17 protein-coding genes and 1 riboswitch are annotated in these 16,455 nt (G+C 34.2%); of the genes, 4 read left to right on the plus strand and 13 right to left on the minus strand.

From position 1 onward, the window contains the following. Window positions 1-51 precede the first annotated feature (51 nt). Entirely contained in the window at window positions 52-1,161 is a 1,110-nt protein-coding gene (locus ACJDUH_RS13310; protein ID WP_406765692.1) for a M20 metallopeptidase family protein, read from the plus strand. Between the two features lie 161 nt (window positions 1,162-1,322). On the opposite strand, the gene argH is transcribed toward ACJDUH_RS13310, so the two are convergent. The 3 genes from argH to ACJDUH_RS13325 form a co-directional block, all read right to left on the minus strand. Continuing rightward, window positions 1,323-2,636 (minus strand): argininosuccinate lyase, encoded by a 1,314-nt coding sequence (argH, locus tag ACJDUH_RS13315; protein WP_406765693.1) that lies wholly within the window; start codon window positions 2,634-2,636, stop codon window positions 1,323-1,325. 130 nt (window positions 2,637-2,766) lie between these two features. After that, window positions 2,767-3,960 (minus strand): argininosuccinate synthase, encoded by a 1,194-nt coding sequence (locus ACJDUH_RS13320; RefSeq protein ID WP_406765694.1) that lies wholly within the window; start codon window positions 3,958-3,960, stop codon window positions 2,767-2,769. A 251-nt stretch (window positions 3,961-4,211) separates the two neighbouring features. After that, window positions 4,212-4,709, minus strand: a complete 498-nt coding sequence (locus tag ACJDUH_RS13325) for a hypothetical protein (protein ID WP_406765695.1) — start codon at window positions 4,707-4,709, stop codon at window positions 4,212-4,214. 241 nt (window positions 4,710-4,950) lie between these two features. Here ACJDUH_RS13325 and ACJDUH_RS13330 point away from each other — a divergent pair, with 241 nt between their 5' ends. Then, window positions 4,951-5,721 carry a polysaccharide deacetylase family protein gene (locus tag ACJDUH_RS13330; RefSeq protein ID WP_406765696.1) on the plus strand — a complete coding sequence of 257 codons (771 nt, stop codon included), beginning with the start codon at window positions 4,951-4,953 and terminating at the stop codon, window positions 5,719-5,721. 53 nt (window positions 5,722-5,774) lie between these two features. Here the strand turns inward: ACJDUH_RS13330 and ribH are convergent, their stop codons facing one another. The 5 genes from ribH to ACJDUH_RS13355 all read right to left on the minus strand — a co-directional run bounded on the left by ribH (window position 5,775) and on the right by ACJDUH_RS13355 (window position 10,506). Beyond that, the gene (gene ribH / locus ACJDUH_RS13335) at window positions 5,775-6,236 is read right to left on the minus strand and encodes a 6,7-dimethyl-8-ribityllumazine synthase (RefSeq protein WP_406765697.1); all 462 of its coding nucleotides are present in this window, start codon (window positions 6,234-6,236) and stop codon (window positions 5,775-5,777) included. A 62-nt stretch (window positions 6,237-6,298) separates the two neighbouring features. Beyond that, a complete protein-coding gene (locus ACJDUH_RS13340) occupies window positions 6,299-7,507 on the minus strand; it encodes a bifunctional 3,4-dihydroxy-2-butanone-4-phosphate synthase/GTP cyclohydrolase II (RefSeq protein WP_406765698.1) in 1,209 nt (402 codons plus the stop codon). Between the two features lie 246 nt (window positions 7,508-7,753). Next, entirely contained in the window at window positions 7,754-8,404 is a 651-nt protein-coding gene (ribE, locus tag ACJDUH_RS13345; RefSeq protein WP_406765699.1) for a riboflavin synthase, read from the minus strand. Beyond that, a complete protein-coding gene (gene ribD, locus ACJDUH_RS13350; RefSeq protein WP_406765700.1) occupies window positions 8,404-9,513 on the minus strand; it encodes a bifunctional diaminohydroxyphosphoribosylaminopyrimidine deaminase/5-amino-6-(5-phosphoribosylamino)uracil reductase RibD in 1,110 nt (369 codons plus the stop codon). The genes ribE and ribD overlap by 1 nt, the downstream gene beginning before the upstream one ends. Before the next feature lie 246 nt (window positions 9,514-9,759). Then, window positions 9,760-9,873: riboswitch (FMN riboswitch) on the minus strand. Between the two features lie 66 nt (window positions 9,874-9,939). Continuing rightward, on the minus strand, window positions 9,940-10,506 hold the full coding sequence (locus tag ACJDUH_RS13355; RefSeq protein WP_406765701.1) for a nitroreductase family protein: 567 nt from the start codon (window positions 10,504-10,506) through the stop codon (window positions 9,940-9,942). Between the two features lie 265 nt (window positions 10,507-10,771). Here ACJDUH_RS13355 and ACJDUH_RS13360 point away from each other — a divergent pair, with 265 nt between their 5' ends. Further along, window positions 10,772-11,854: a hypothetical protein gene (locus tag ACJDUH_RS13360; RefSeq protein ID WP_406765702.1), complete on the plus strand. Its 1,083-nt coding sequence runs from the start codon at window positions 10,772-10,774 to the stop codon at window positions 11,852-11,854. 83 nt (window positions 11,855-11,937) lie between these two features. Here the strand turns inward: ACJDUH_RS13360 and ACJDUH_RS13365 are convergent, their stop codons facing one another. Further along, the gene (locus ACJDUH_RS13365; protein ID WP_406765792.1) at window positions 11,938-12,150 is read right to left on the minus strand and encodes a GNAT family N-acetyltransferase; all 213 of its coding nucleotides are present in this window, start codon (window positions 12,148-12,150) and stop codon (window positions 11,938-11,940) included. A gap of 218 nt (window positions 12,151-12,368) precedes the next feature. On the opposite strand from ACJDUH_RS13365, the gene ACJDUH_RS13370 reads away from it, so the two are divergent. Then, window positions 12,369-13,292 carry a DUF2935 domain-containing protein gene (locus ACJDUH_RS13370; RefSeq protein WP_406765703.1) on the plus strand — a complete coding sequence of 308 codons (924 nt, stop codon included), beginning with the start codon at window positions 12,369-12,371 and terminating at the stop codon, window positions 13,290-13,292. A gap of 97 nt (window positions 13,293-13,389) precedes the next feature. On the opposite strand, the gene ACJDUH_RS13375 is transcribed toward ACJDUH_RS13370, so the two are convergent. The 4 genes from ACJDUH_RS13375 to ACJDUH_RS13390 all read right to left on the minus strand — a co-directional run bounded on the left by ACJDUH_RS13375 (window position 13,390) and on the right by ACJDUH_RS13390 (window position 16,384). Further along, entirely contained in the window at window positions 13,390-13,917 is a 528-nt protein-coding gene (locus tag ACJDUH_RS13375) for a flavodoxin domain-containing protein (RefSeq protein WP_406765704.1), read from the minus strand. A 23-nt stretch (window positions 13,918-13,940) separates the two neighbouring features. Continuing rightward, window positions 13,941-14,819, minus strand: a complete 879-nt coding sequence (locus ACJDUH_RS13380; RefSeq protein WP_406765705.1) for a hypothetical protein — start codon at window positions 14,817-14,819, stop codon at window positions 13,941-13,943. Window positions 14,820-14,869: 50 nt separating this feature from the next. Further along, window positions 14,870-15,514 carry a TetR/AcrR family transcriptional regulator gene (locus ACJDUH_RS13385; RefSeq protein WP_406765706.1) on the minus strand — a complete coding sequence of 215 codons (645 nt, stop codon included), beginning with the start codon at window positions 15,512-15,514 and terminating at the stop codon, window positions 14,870-14,872. 141 nt (window positions 15,515-15,655) lie between these two features. Beyond that, a complete protein-coding gene (locus tag ACJDUH_RS13390) occupies window positions 15,656-16,384 on the minus strand; it encodes an energy-coupling factor ABC transporter ATP-binding protein (protein ID WP_406765707.1) in 729 nt (242 codons plus the stop codon). Window positions 16,385-16,455: the final 71 nt, after the last annotated feature.

A 16,455-nucleotide genomic window follows, 5' to 3' on the forward strand; every position in this document is an offset into this window, starting at 1 on the left:
CACAGGGACGTTTCTCGTGGCTCATTTTTTTACAGAAAGGTGGGTAAATACTTGGATATAAAAAAGTTAATTAATGAAAATATTGATACATTAAAGGAGCTTAGAAAAAAACTTCATGATAATGCAGAATTATCTCATAAAGAATTCAAAACCCAAGAGATTATTATAAAGTTTTGTGAAGACTTAGGTTTAAAAACTGAGAAATTAGCTAAAACAGGAGTAGCAGCCACCCTAAATGAAGGAGAAAGCTGCATTGCAATTAGAGCTGATATGGATGCACTGCCTGTAAATGGAGTTTCTCACGCCTGCGGACACGATTATCATATGGCCATTGTATGCGGAACTGCATTAATACTTAAAAAGTTAGGCTGTGAAAAGTGCGTGAAATTTATATTTCAGCCGGCAGAAGAAGCTGATGGCGGTGCTCTTCCTATGATAAAGGAAGGTGTGCTTTTAAATCCTTCAGTCACAAATATGATTGGCTTTCATGTTTGGCCTGAGGTAAAGGTTGGTACCATTGAGGTTTCCAGCGGAGCTACAATGGCCTCGGTAGATGACTTTCATATAAAGTTTATTGGTAAGGGCGGTCATGCAGCTATGCCACATTTGTGCAAAAACCCACTCTATCCTGCCATTGATTTTATTGAAACCATGAATTTAAAATCCAAAATTGAAGCTGATCCCTTAGCTTCACATGTAATTACCTTTTCCTCCATGAAGTGTGGAGATGCTCCCAATGTTATTGCTGATGAATGCTTACTTAAGGGAACTGTTAGAACCTTTAACAAGGAATTAAGAAATAAAATTCATGAAGATATATTAGAATACTCAGCCTTAGCTGCAAAAAAATACGGATGCATTAGTGAAATACATTATGACTTTCAATATCCAGCATTAATAAGTGATGCTTCTTTTACAAAAAGCTTTATTGACATTACTAGAAAGCTAATTGGTGAAGAAAATGTTCTCCCAGCTGAAAAAACCTTTGCTGCTGAGGACTTTGCATTTTTTTCAGAAAAGGTTGCTTCAGTGCATTTTAGGCTTGGAATAGCAGATGAAAAAAAGGGGCATTATCCCCTTCATTCTCCAAACTTTGATGCCTCAGAAGAAGCTCTGTTTAATGGAATTTATTTAATTAGTGCTGCTATTGGCCAGTTTTAAGAGATTTATTAACAAAAGCTAATATTTGGGTCACAGGCTGAAAGTAATGAACCCGCGGCGGGGCTTTTATATGATTCCCTTCCGCGGGTTCCGCTATTTCTGCCAGTTCAATGTCAAAAAACCTTATCAGTCAAAGAAAAGTCCCCGCGACTTAATGGTTCCTACATTTGCTTCTTTATTCCTCTATTTAAAGTATTTTTATAATCCACAAAATCAAAAACATCCTCTTGGAATTTTTCACTAAACTGTTTTAACTGCTCTAGGCTTAATTCCTCTATACTTGTGTCATTAGCCTCACAATAAATAACTATACTGCCTACTATTCCGTGTGCGTCTCTAAAGGCTATGTCCTTATTCACAAGGTAATCGGCTAATTCAGTAGCATTTAAAAAGCCTTTTTTAACTGCCTCATACATATTGTCCTTATTAACCTTCATAGTTCTGAGCATTTCAGTCATAACTTCAATGCAGCTTAATACAGTATCAAATCCATTAAAAAACTGCTCCTTATCTTCCTGCATATCCTTATTGTAGGCTAGGGGAAGCCCCTTCATGACAGTAAGTAAAGAAACTAAAGAACCATATACTCTCCCTGTTTTTCCGCGAATAAGTTCAGCAGCATCTGGGTTCTTTTTTTGGGGCATTATGCTGCTGCCTGTTGCAAATTCGTCATCTATTGTAGCAAAATTAAATTCTTTACTGCTCCATAATATAAGCTCTTCGCTTAATCTGCTTAAGTGCATCATTATTATTGAAAAACAAGCTAACAGCTCTAATAAGTAATCTCTATCACTTACCCCATCCAAGAAATTATTTACAGGCTTTTTAAAACCTAGTTCAACTGCAGTAAAATTTCTATCTATATCATAGGTTGTTCCAGATAGAGCGCAGCAGCCAAGAGGGCTTTCATTAAGTATTTCCAAAGCATTAGAAACTCTTTTTGTATCCCTCTCAAACATATTGTAATAGGCCATTATATGATGCTTAAAAGTAATTACCTGTGCCCTTTGAAGATGAGTGTAGCCCGGCATAATAAAATTATTATTTTCCCCTAACTTTTCAATTACATTGTTTAATTTCTCTAGACTATTAATTACTTCTTCTGCTGCTTTCCTTGCATAGATTTTCATATCCACAGCTACTTGATCATTTCTGCTTCTCGCAGTGTGAAGCTTTTTACCTAAATTACCTATTCTATTTATTAAGTTTATCTCTATAAAGCTGTGTATGTCTTCATAATCTCCCTCAATTTTAAGTTTATTGAGCTCTATATCTGAGAATATAGATTTTAATCCATCTAAAATAGCTTTTGCTTCCTCAACAGATAAAATGCCGCATTTAGAAAGCATCTTTACATGTGCCATGCTGCCATTTATATCCTCTTCATATAATCTTTTATCAAAGCTTAAGGAGCTATTAAACTGCTCCATAAGCTGGCTTTCTTTTTTGCTAAACCTTCCACCCCAAAGCTTCATTGACATCAACCTTTCTTATTAAGTAAATATAAATCAAACCTACTAAAACTTATAAAAAAATAATAAACATCATCTTTCATAAATAAAGCAAATGTGGAAACTGCAAAGGCTTAAGTTTCCACATTATAAGTTATTTGCTATTAATTAATGCATTAATCTTAGTTGGAAGTCCAAAAAGATTTATAAAGCCTTCTGAATCCTTGTGGTTGTAAAGGCTAGCTCCAAAAGAGGATATAGCTTCATCATAAAGTGCATAAGGTGTATTAATTCCAGCTACCTTAAGATTTCCTTTGTAAAGCTTCAATTTTACTGAACCAGTCACCTTTACCTGAGTAGCATCTACAAAAGCATCAATAGCTTCTCGTATACCAGAAAACCATAAACCATTGTATAAAATTTCTGCATACTTTTGAGCCACAACTTGTTTAAAATGAAGAGTCTGCTTTTCAAGAGTTACATATTCAAGTTCTTTATGTGCAGCATAAAGTATGGTACCTCCTGGAGTTTCATAAACTCCTCTTGACTTCATTCCAACTAACCTATTTTCTACTATATCAATAATACCTATACCATTTTCTCCTCCTATTTTATTTAACTCTTCAACTATTTTAACTGGCGATAGAACTTCTCCATTAACTTTTACAGGTATTCCTTTTTCAAAATATATTTCCACATAGGTTGCTTCCTCTTTTGCCTTTTCTGGCGGAGTTACCATTACCAACATATCGTCCTTATGTTCATTTTTTAAATTTTCTAAATCACCACCCTCATGACTTATATGCCATAGGTTTCTGTCTCTTGAATATATCTTTTCTTTAGTTACAGGTATGGACACACCCTTTTTAGCGGCGTAATCAATAGCATCCTCTCTAGACTTTATATCCCATATTCTCCATGGAGCAATTATCTTTATACTTGGATCGAAGGCAGTAATTCCCAACTCAAAACGCACTTGGTCATTACCTTTTCCAGTACATCCATGGCAAATATACTTTGCTCCCTCCTTATGTGCTATCTCAACCAATTTTTTTGCCATTGATGGTCTTGCAAGGGCGGTTCCTAACATATATTTTTCTTCATATAAAGCTCCAGTTTTTATCGCTTTGTATAAATATTCAGTTACAAATTCTTCCTTCAAGTCTTCAACATATACTTTGGAGGCCCCTGTATTTATTGCCTTTTGTTTTACTTCCTCCATATCATCGCCCTGCCCCACATCCATACAGGCAGCAATAACTTCCAAATCATAGTTTTCCATAAGCCAAGGTACAATTATTGATGTATCAAGACCTCCTGAATAAGCTAAAATAACCTTTTCTTTCATTAGTATCATCTCCTGCAATTATTAAAAAAGTGTTTTAATTAGTATAAAGTTTTATATATAAATACTGTTTATATTAATAATTATACATTTTAAATTATAAATATTCAATAATACTAAAAAATAAAATTTGCCTTCTATTTTTAATGTAAAGGATTAAATCTTTGTTTTATTTAATTTTCCACGCTTATGCAAAAGATAGCGGCATCCTATGACCTAAAATTAAGTCACAAGGTGCCGCTGACTTCTATAATTTAATAAAATGCATCATATATCCTATTTGTGCAGCCATAATCAACTAAAACATATCTTCCATTGTATTTGCCCCAAGAACTTATATTCAGTAAATCCACATAGAGCAAATCATAAGTATTTGCCAAATATCTTAAATCATATCTATATTCATTTCTATCTTCCCAATATAATAGATCATAAATACGAAAACCTCTCGGATATAAAGACTTTTTTAGTGGAACAGCTTTTTTCATTAGCAATCTATTATTTTCAAATAATTCTATGGGGCAAAGATATTTTTTATAATGTTCATCTACAATTGAATGTAATTTATATTCCACCCTAGATTGATAAATACCCTTTTCTGAGGTTGGTACCTTTAAAACATAATTTTTATCAATTTCAAAAACTGCCCTGCTTGACCCTCGTCCAATTAATTTGTATTTTCTTGAAAGCTTTTCCCTATCCATAAAAATAACATCTTTAAATTCATCAAAAATGCTGTCCATATGCTGCATTCTGCGTTACCCCCATATAAATGGATAATAGGAGATGGACTCAATAAACTTAAATTCATCTTCCCTATAATATATGAAAGTAACTATTAAGGGTGACAATTGATGACGAGGCTCATGTGTTTCTTTTACAACCTATAATGTTGTATTTCCTATTTTAAAATTTTATTTATTAATTTATTTTGAATAAAGAACTACAAACTTCTAATAATAAGTACATGGCATTTGATTAGGAGGCATAGTGTTGAAAAATTATATAAAATTTTTTATATATTTTCTAAGTATATTTTTTATAGCTTTACTTCTGCAGCAAAATATAAAAAGCAGCGAAGCATTAAGTGCTAATCGCCCCATAACAGATCTAGCTGCTTATCAAAAGGATATGGGTAACGGTAAGAAAATTATATATTTAACCTTCGATGATGGACCAAGTAATGATGTAACTATAAAGATCTTGGATATTTTAAAAGAGAATAATGTAAAAGCTACCTTTTTTCTTATTGGAAACCAAATTGATGATTGCAAAGATGTAGTACTTAGAATTCATAGTGAAGGGCACAGCATGGGATTGCATACCTACACTCATAAATTTAAGCGAATCTATTCAAATAGAAATACCTTTATACAAGAAATGTTAAAATGCAATGATAAAATTAAAGAAGTTACCGGGGTTTCCTCCAATATAATCAGATTTCCTGGGGGAAGTCAAAAACATCTTACTAATTCATTTGTTGATAAACTTCACAGCTACAATTTTAAAATTTATGATTGGAATATGGAAACCGTTGATGGCTTAAGACCTAAGGCATCACCAGATAGATTATACAGAGAAGCTACAAAAGGCAGCGAAGATCTATCCAATATCATATTACTTTTACATTGTGATTACACTCATAAAAATACCTGCAGAGCATTGCCTAGGATAATTAAATACTATAAGGACAAGGGCTATGAGTTTAAAGCCATAACCGATGATACTCCTGAGCTTTATTTCCCAATAACATATAAACGTTAGATGTCTTAAATAGGTACCACTCATTTTATAATGGGTGGTACCTTATTTATGAATTACATTGATGACAGTAAATTAGCCATTTCAATAGCTGTAACTGCTGCATCATAGCCTTTGTTTCCTGATTTAGTTCCAGCTCTTTCTATTGCCTGTTCAATGGTGTCTGTAGTTAAAACTCCAAAGATTACAGGCACTTCAGTTTCTAGTGAAACACTTGCAATACCCTTTGATACTTCATTGGATACAAAATCAAAGTGCGGTGTAGCACCCTTTATTACCGCTCCAAGGCAAATAACTGCGTCATATTTTTTAGACTTTGCCATTTTCTTTGCTGCCAAGGGGATTTCAAAAGCTCCTGGAACCCAAGCTATTTCTATTTCACTTTCCTCCACTCCATGGCGTTTTAAACCATCTAGTGCTCCGGACAAAAGCTTCCCGCCTATAAATTCATTAAATCTTCCAACAATAATTCCAAATCTTAAACCTTCTGCTATTAATTTTCCTTCATAATTTTTCATTTTTATTTCCACCTTTCACTATTTGTACTGGCTTTCTATAATTAAAATACTGCTAATTCTAATTATCTCCTATCAAAATTCAGCATATGTCCCATCTTCTGCTGCTTTGTTTTTAAATAGAATTCATTTCTTTCATTATGGTTCATTTGTATTGGAACTCTATTTGAAATTTCGATGCCATAACCAGTTAAACCAGCTATTTTCTTAGGGTTATTTGTCATTAGATTGATTCTTTTAACTCCTAGGTCTACAAGTATTTGAGCTCCTATTCCATAATCCCTTAAATCAGCTGGAAAGCCTAAGGCTATGTTTGCCTCTACAGTGTCCATTCCTTCATCCTGAAGTGCATAGGCTTTAATCTTATTAATAAGACCTATTCCTCTGCCTTCCTGTCTCATATAAAGTAGAATTCCCCTCCCTGCTTCATTTATCTTCTTCATAGCTGCTGCAAGCTGCTGCCCGCAGTCACATCTTAAGGAACCAAAGGCATCTCCAGTTAGACATTCAGAGTGAACTCTAATAAGCACAGGCTCACCATCTGAAACATCACCTTTTACTAAAGCGACATGATGTTCACCATTTAATATATTCTCATAGCCTATCATTTTAAATTCGCCATACTTAGTTGGCAGTTTCGCTTCGGCCGCCCTTTTGATAAAAATTTCTTTCTCCTTGCGATAGGCTATTAAATCAGCAATAGTTATAATTTTCATATCATGTTCTTTTATATACTCCATAAGCTGGGGGGTTCTTGCCATAGTACCATCTTCATTCATTATTTCACATATAACCCCAGCAGGATACAACCCAGAAAGTCTAGCTAAATCCACGGCTGCCTCCGTATGTCCAGCTCTTTTTAATACTCCTCCTTCTTTGGCCTCCAAAGGAAATACGTGTCCAGGCTTATGGAAATCCTTTGAGGTTGAGTTTGAATTTATAACCTTTAAAATTGTAGCCGCTCTTTCATAAGCAGATATTCCTGTTGTACTGTCAGCAGCATCTATGGACACTGTAAATGCGGTTTCATGAGAGTCTGTATTGTGGCTTACCATTGGAAGAATATCAAGCTCCCTTAATCTCTCTCCTATTGTGGGCATGCAAATTAGGCCTCTGCCATACATAGCCATAAAGTTAATAGCCTCAGCTGTGACCTTTTCGGCTGCCATTAAAAGGTCTCCTTCATTTTCCCTATCATCGTCATCAATTACAACTACCATTTTTCCTGCTTTAATATCTTCAATTGCTTCTTCTATTGTGTTAAATTTGTACATGTTTTTCATCCTCCTTTATTGGTCATTCAAGCAGCTTGAACTTTCTCATCCAATTCTCATCACGGGGTAGTCTAGCTTGCCGATTGTTCATCGGCAGACTACCCGTAGAAGTCCATTTAGAACTTCTACCTCGCAAACTGCCCGTTAAAGTCCATTTAGGACTTTGGCTTCGCCCACGGGGCAGTTTAAGATCACTCGCTCCGCTCGTAAGCAGCCCGTTAAAGCCCATTTAGGGCTTTAACCTCCTTATACAAAGCCATTGTCACTAAGAAAATTAAAATCTATAGCTTTTTTAGTTGCTGGCTGCTCTTTCGTCTGCAAAAACTTTTCAATATATTTCCCTATCATATCGCACTCCAAATTAACAATTTCACCAATTTTCTTCTTTAGGAGAGTTGTAGCATCTTTTGTATGAGGAATTATGGAAACTTTAAATACCTTATCATCAATATATGCTACAGTTAAACTTACTCCATCTATTGCAATGGAGCCCTTCTGCACAATATATTTTAAAAGCTCTGGTGGAGCATCAATAGTCAGCCAAACCGCATTATCTTCCTCCTCAAAATCTTTTATAGTTCCTGTGCCATCAATATGGCCGCTTACCATGTGACCTCCTAGCCTATCGCTGGCTCTTAATGCTCTTTCAAGATTTACCTCTGTGCCTGGTGAAATGTTCCTTAAATTGCTTCTTCTCATGGTTTCTGCCATTACATCAACAGTAAATTTCCCATTATTAAAAGCTGTAACTGTAAGACACACACCATTTGTACATATGCTGTCTCCAAGCTTCACATCCTCTAGTACCTTATGTGCCTTTATAGTTATCCTTGCAGATTTTTCGGATTTGATAATCCCTTCAATCTTTCCAATCTCCTCAACTATCCCTGTGAACATTAAGTTATAATCATCTCCTTTTTAATATATCCTTCAACCATAATGTCATTTCCAAAAGTATAAATATCTATATCCTTAAGCTCAATTGCATCCTTCATATATGCTTTTCCTAATCCTCCAACAGGGCTTTTGGCAGCTTCACCTCCAATGAGCTTAGGTGCAATAAAGGCGTTTACCTTATCTACAATGCCTTCTTCTAATGCTGCATAGTTTATTTTGCTGCCGCCTTCAAGAAGTATACTATCAATCTTTCTTTCACCAAGACTTTTCATTAAGAAGCTTAAGTCTACCCTATTATTTTTAAGAGGAGTTATAATAATTTCCGCCCCCTTTTCCTCTAAGGCTTTTAATTTCTCTTTATCTGCCTTCTCTGTGGCAGCTATAATTGTTACAGCCTTAGAACTTAAATTTAATGCCTTAGCTTCAAGTGGTATTCTTGCACTACTGTCTACAATTATTCTTATGGGGTCACTTCCTTCCTCATTATCTAATCTAGTATTTAACATAGGATCATCTGTTAATACTGTACCAATTCCAACCATAATCCCGGCCATTCTATGTCTAAGCCTATGAACATATTTTCTTGAAAGTTCTCCAGTAATCCATTTTGAATCACCTGTATGGGTTGCTATCTTTCCATCTAAAGTCATAGCAGTTTTCATTATGCAAAATGGAAGCTTTGTAGTTATATATTTTAGAAATATTTCATTTAATTTTCTGCCCTCATTTTCAAGCACTCCTGTAATTACCTCAATACCATTGTCTTGAAGGATTTTTATTCCTCTGCCTGCTACAAGAGGATTAGGATCCTTTAGTCCAATTATTACTTTTTTAATTCCCTTTTCTGCAATAGCATTTGCACAGGGAGGGGTATTGCCATAGTGAGAACAGGGTTCTAAGGTAACATATAAGGTGGCTCCTTTTACATCTTCAGAAGCATTTTTAAAGGCATTCACCTCTGCATGGCTGCTTCCATAAACCTCATGATAGCCTTCGCCAATAATTTTCCCATCCTTTACAATAACAGCCCCTACTAAAGGATTTGGATTTGTGTATCCTATGCCCTTTCCTGCAAGCTCAAGGGCCCTTTTCATATACTTTATATCCATTAGAACTCTCCTTTCAATTAGAACATTGAGCAGTTAAGCTAAATGCCTAATAAAGTGAATTTAGTATACTTTCTTCTAATAAATCTAATATAAAAATGTTATTTCCACTTTTATGAAACATATTCTTTATTTATCTTCTAGTTTTGAGTAAAATAAAAAGCCCTGAGATTTTATTCTCAGGGCGTAAAATACAAGACATCTAATTTAATACTATTAAAAAATAGTATTATAAATTAAACTTATACTTTTAATCTTCTTCCATCCAGACTTTACTGTCGGCTTCGGAATCTAACCGAATCTGCCATAAGGCTCGCGGGCTGTACCGCCGGTAGGGAATCTAACCCTGCCCTGAAGATTTATTTAATTTTACAATTTCATAATAACAAAGTGTCTATCTTTTGGCAAGTTCTAATTTAATAATTTTTTCTAAATTATTATATCTTCTAAAGCTCTCTTAGGTACATGATGAACCTTATTTTCATCTCTCCAATATTTAACATCACCTGAAGCTCCCATTTCTTCAAGTACTACTTCTTCTTTTGGAGTTCCTAAAGCAATAACAAGTGCTATTTCATAATTATCATCTAATTTTAATTCCTCTGATAACTTTTTCCTATTAATATTAAATATAAAACATCCACCTAATCCTTTTTCTGCAGCCCCTAATAATATACTTTGTCCTGAAATACCTTCATCATGAGCCATTCCACTGCCAAGAGTCTTGTCCTTAAGCATAACTATATAGGCACTTGGTCTTTCACCCTCTTCAGGACCATCCCAATCCTTTAAATATCCAGCCCAGCCTAAAGTAGCAAATATTTTTTCATTGGTTTCCTTTGTATTTGAGAGAAAATATTTTAAGACTTGTTTATTGGCTCCAGAAGGACTTAGTCTAGCCAAATCAACTAATTCTCTTAAGGTCTCCATTTCAATTTGTTTATCTTGATAAAACCTTCTATATGATCTGTTTTTTCTTATTAAATCTTCAATCATTCTAATCACCTCATTAATTTATTATTATAAATAAATATTAATATTAATATGCTTGAAAATCAAGTTGCCAGTATTTACTTTACCTTCTCTTACACTAATGATCCACAAGCAGCATCTCAATGTTATTGTACAAGCTACTGAGCCACGAGAAACGTCCCTATGCTAAACTAAAATTTATTTAACTATGACTTATATCCCTAAGGTGACACTATGCAAAAAAATAGCATATATTAAAGTGATGTAATATTTTAAAGGGAGCTTAACTATGTATAAAAAAAACGAAATACCAGATTATGTAGAAACTAGTTATCCAGTAATGTGCCCCATGATGGATAATGGGTGGTATAGGGCGGAGGATAGAAATATAAAGCCACCAATTCAGCCAATACCACAGCCAGCACCACAGCCTATGCCTCAAATGCCGCAAATGAAGCATTCAATGCCAGCACCTCAGCCTATGCCTCCAAAGCATGTTGAGCCAATGAAACCACTGCCGCCGCTAAAACAAGAAATTACTTTACAGCCAAAGGTAGAACCAACACAATTTCAATTAAATATTGAGCCTAAAGTGGAACCTCAAAATTTCGGATTAACCATACAACCAAAAATGGATCCAAGTAAAATGGAATTAGATATTGAACCAAAAATTACCCCAAAAATGGAGCCAAGTAATATGGAACTTAATATAGCACCAAAAATGGGCGCTATAGTTATGGAACCAATAAAAATACAGTTAAAAATAGAGCCTGTAGTACAACCGGCAAATTTAAAGTTAAATGTTGAGCCAATTGCAAAACCAATGCCGATGCCAATGCCTCAGCCAAAGCCACAGCCGAGGCCTCCAATGATGCCTTGTCATCCAATGCACCCATGCCATCCAATGCACCCGTGCCATATGCCTCCAATGCATCATGGACATCATAATACAAGCTCAGACTCCAAGCACATGCACCACCATCACCCTATGATGATGGATCCTATGATGATGGATCCTATGATGATGGACCCTATGATGATGGACCCTATGATGATGCAGCCTATGATGATGCAGCCTATGATGATGCAGCCTATGATGATGGATCCTATGATGATGTGCCCTATGATGATGCATCATGGACATCATAGTTCAAGTTCAGATTCCAAGCACATGCACCACCATCACCCTATGATGATGCAGCCTATGATGATGGACCCTATGATGATGGAATCCATTGGAATGAATCCAATGATGGATCAAATGCCTATGAATATGATGGAACCTATGTCAATGCAGCCTACACCTATGATGCCTCCAATGAATCCAATGATGATGCAGCCTGTTAAAATGAAGGATATTTTTGAGGATTAAAATTAAAATCACAAAGAAGGCAGAATGAGTTATAAAACAATTTCTGCCTTCTCTGTGATTTCTGCTAGAACCTATTTGTATTCTTAATTATTTCTCATGACTGTAATAAAACCATTAAGTATTTCATGGCTAATTTTGAAGCCTTTTGCCTCGTAGTACTTTAACCCGTTATCATTACCGTTTGATACAAAGATAAAAATATCATTTATTTCCTTAAAGGAATTTAGCCAATCCATAGACTTTTTAAATAGCACTGAGCCAATACCCTTATTGCGATAAGACTCCTTTATATTAATTCATTAACTAAAGCCTTTATACAAACAGTATTATCCTCGGAAATAACTTCATAATTGATAATCATTTATAACCCCCCAAAAACAAATTAAGAATTAATCTGCGCTATTAATCAAATTATTATAATTATATCACTAAGTCAGAACCTCTACATACTCACTTAATACATTTGCTTTGAATATACTGATAATGGTGTAAGTAATTAATTTAGGAGTATATTATGATAACAAGGCAAAAATTTATAAATCAATCACTACAATTAAACTTATTTTTCCTTAGAATAATGAAGGAGCATTCAATATTTTTAGAAGCAGCATTTACCTTAAGAGACAAAAACTTAATAGCACAGGCTGACAGCTTTAAAAATGAATTTACAAGATTATTATCTCATGCAGCAGCTCTTTCCAAGGGAGTTTTTTCAGAAAAAATATTAAAATCTAATGAGTTTGTAACTAAATATACAATGGCTGCAGAAAAAGCAACTCAATTTTATACTGGAATTTTCATAGACTCAAACTTAACTTCTATGGAAAACAACTTAATGCCAGGAGCAGATAGCAAAAATATAGCTATGCTTTCAGAACAGGTTTATATGTTAAATAACAATTCTATAGCAGCTACTAATAAGATTGCCAGCTTTAAAAGAAAGCTTAAAGCTGATGTACTTGCCTGCAAGGTATTCACAGCAAATTACCCACTGTTAATAGATCACATTTTAAGAGAAGCAGTATTCTTTGCTGAGCTTTTAACAAGATTACAAAACGGAAATGAAATAAACATGAAAAAAGACATATTAGAACAGGAAACCTTCTGGAACAGAATAATGTCTGAACATTCCTTCTTCATAAGAGGACTGCTTGATCCTACTGAAGAGGATTTATTCAATATAGCAAATAACTTTGGAAAAGAGTTTGAAACCTTAAGAAAAGAAGCCTCAGAGGCAAACAAGTCCTCCTTAGATTTAGTTGGCCTTACTGCCAATACTGTTAAGGAAACTACTAAGCTCAGAGATTTTAAGGCCCAGGCCACAGAAGGGCTAATTGGCTGCAAGATTAAATCCATAATTCTTCCGCTTTTAGGTGATCACGTGCTCCGTGAGGCAAATCACTATTTAAATCTTTTGGAAGATTACATCGGCAAATAAATATTATAAGATAAATGGCATCCACATGAGTTATTTCTTATTATGAATAAGTAATAACTCATGTAGATGCCATTAAAATAAAGTAATTGCTATACATTTATGCCATAACATAAGAAATTAATTCTTTTATTTTATCCCTATTTGTAAAATCAACTGGCTTGTTATATACTGCAAGCATGCCAATTTCATCATTAGTTAATTCTTCTTTCTTTTTCTTTTTTATTTTCCATTTTAATAAGGACATAAGGAATTTATCAAAAGAGTTTAATTTACTATAATCAAATCCACCTCTTAAATAGAAAAATCTAATAGACCTTTGCTGCTCTTTTGTAAAGTTCTTATCCATAACTTCATCTATGGCAGCTTCCCTTGAAGGTGTTGCCCCAGTTGCAAAGACCACTATTTTTTTATCTTTTAATTTATGAAGGTTTTGTGTTATCAGCTTTATACCCCTAATACCTACGGCATGTAAGGAGCCTCCAAAAATTATGGTATCATAGGTATCCATCATATTAGCTGTTACCTTTGATGCATCGAAGATATCCGCTGACAAATCCTTTGCAATCCATTCTGCATATTTCTTCGTAAAGCCTGTACTTGATTTATAAATTACTACAGCTTTCATTTTATCATCTCCTATAAACTAACCTAAGCCATATTGTATATGGGTTCTTTTACATTTTTAATAATAAGAGTCAAAAGATATATTACAATTAAATTAGCTGCAGGAAAAATAATAATTTCTGCAAAGCTTAACTTTACACCTGCTAAAGACTGTCCAATTATCATAGCAGTAATTGCAGTAAGCATGGTAATGCACTTAACTGTAATAACTGAAGATAATAGGTAGCCAAAGGTTTCTCGCTTTATTGTTAGCACTCCAGATATTATTGCAGTAGGCACAATAAATCCAAGATCCAATGCCTGAATAGGCAAGGTAGTGTACTGCTCTATACCTACGGGCTCACTGCCATTTATAAGAGATGGCACAATCCTTCCAAGCCACATAAGTCCAATGGCTGTTCCAAGAAAAATGAAGAAGGAACCAAGGAGTCTTACTGGTAATTTTTCATTAAAACTTATTTTTAAGCTTTCCATGTCAAAGGACATCATTGTTAGCAGGAAGGCGAAGAAACTACTAGACATAAGTATTACATAAATAAGAAACAGAGAGTTATACATCCAAACAAAGCAGTAGGAGGTATAGGTATATAAGAAGTAGCCCAGGGTTCCTGCCAGCAGAAGTCTTCCTTTTAATAGATCCTTTCTTGATAAATAAAGTGAGACAACTAGAAGTGGAACGCCAACAATTATTGTAACTATATCCTGAGCTATTCCTTGAGCTGCTACAGAAACTGAATCATTTCGGTATAGGCCCTTACCATATATTGATACTGTTTCCCCATAAAAGGATTTTATTTTATAGGATCCACTGCCGCCAGTTGAAAATACACCATAAAAGGATGCAGCTAATGCCAAAACTACGATAAGTATAACAAGGATACTTATTGCTTTTTTATTTTTCATAACTAAATTCCCTTTCTTTAATAGCAGCTTTTATTACTCTTAACAGCTACTTAATGTTTTCCTATTATCATGGCTGTCATAAGCTCAACATGATGGCTTATAAGTTTTTCCTTTTGTTCTTCCTTAGTGTCCTTTTCCGTTATTAGTCTTATAATAAGTCCAAAAGTTGCCGCCCATACAATCTGTGCAGTAAGTTCTGCAGCTTCATCTTCTAGCTTTTTATTCTCACTTAAGTCCTTCACAAAATTACAAAGCAGTGCTAAAGCCTTCCTTTCACTTGTTGCTCCCTTAAAAAGCACTGAAGTATGTGAAAGCACTTCTGGTGAAGCATTTAGCATTACGGTCTTGTACTCATCAGACATACTTAAAGCCATAAGTATATATCTCTTTAGTACTTCTCTTAATCTCTCTTCAGGTTTATTTGATAAATCTTCTAAGGAAAATAATCCACTTAAAATTTTTTCATAGCCCTTTTTCATAAGTATGTTTATAATATCTTCCTTATTCTTGAAATAATGATATATTATTGCTGGGGAGTACTCTATTTTAGCCGCAATTTTTCTGATTGAAAGCTTATCTACACCTTCTTCTTCCATAATTTCACTAGCAGCCTTTAAAATAATTTCGCGAAGTTCATCTTTTTCCCGTTCTTTACGTTCTTGAATTCCCATATAAGTTTCCCTTTCATTAAACATGTTTTAAATATTAAACACTGTTCAATAAAATATTAACACTTATTTACATTTAAGTCAACAGAAATTTAAAATAAAAAATGAGTATAAAAAAAGGGTGCAAGCAAAGTGTACATCTAAAATAAACACTAAGCTGGCACCTCATTAAATAATGTTATTTTCATATAAGAATTCAGTGTCTCCCATGATTTCTTCGTAGTTACCATCTCTAATAATGGTATGGTCATTAGAAAAAACAATTGCTCTTTTAAATACCCCTTTTACATATTCAAAATCATGGGTGGAACATATTATAGTTTTTCCTGCCTTATTAATAGCTATCATAAATTCTCTTAAAAATCTTTTAGTTTTAGGATCAAGTCCATTCAAAGGCTCATCAAAGACATATACCTCAGGATTTAAGACTACAACAGAGGCAATAGCCACTTTTTTCTTTTCACCGCCGCTTAAATGATAGGGCTGCCTATCTTTCAATTCTTCTATTTTTAGCAGCTTTAAGGTATCTTCTACTCTCTTTTTAACTTCATCTTCCCTCATTCCCATTTGCCTAGGTCCAAAAGCAATTTCATCATAGACATCCGCACAAAAAAGCTGAACCTCAGAATTTTGAAATACAAAGCCTACTTTTTTATGAAAGGCTTTAGAAAATTTTTCATCTTGTAATCTCTTAGTATTTATTTCTTCACCCTCAAAAATAAAACTGCCGCTTATTGGTGATATTAAACCATTAATAAGCTTCATAAAGGTAGACTTGCCGCTGCCATTTACACCTACTAAGGCAATTGCCTCACCATCATTGACGGTAATATTAATGTCTTTAAGTGCTGATGTCTTATTATCATAGGAATAAGAAACATTCCTAATATCAATCATGTAATCACAACCTATCTAAGTAAAAATATGCTAGTATAAACACTTCAAAATTATTAAATATAGAAACAGGC

The organism is Candidatus Clostridium radicumherbarum (genome assembly GCF_045310525.1).
In the GTDB taxonomy this organism is placed as follows: Bacteria; Bacillota; Clostridia; order Clostridiales; family Clostridiaceae; genus Clostridium_AT; species Clostridium_AT radicumherbarum.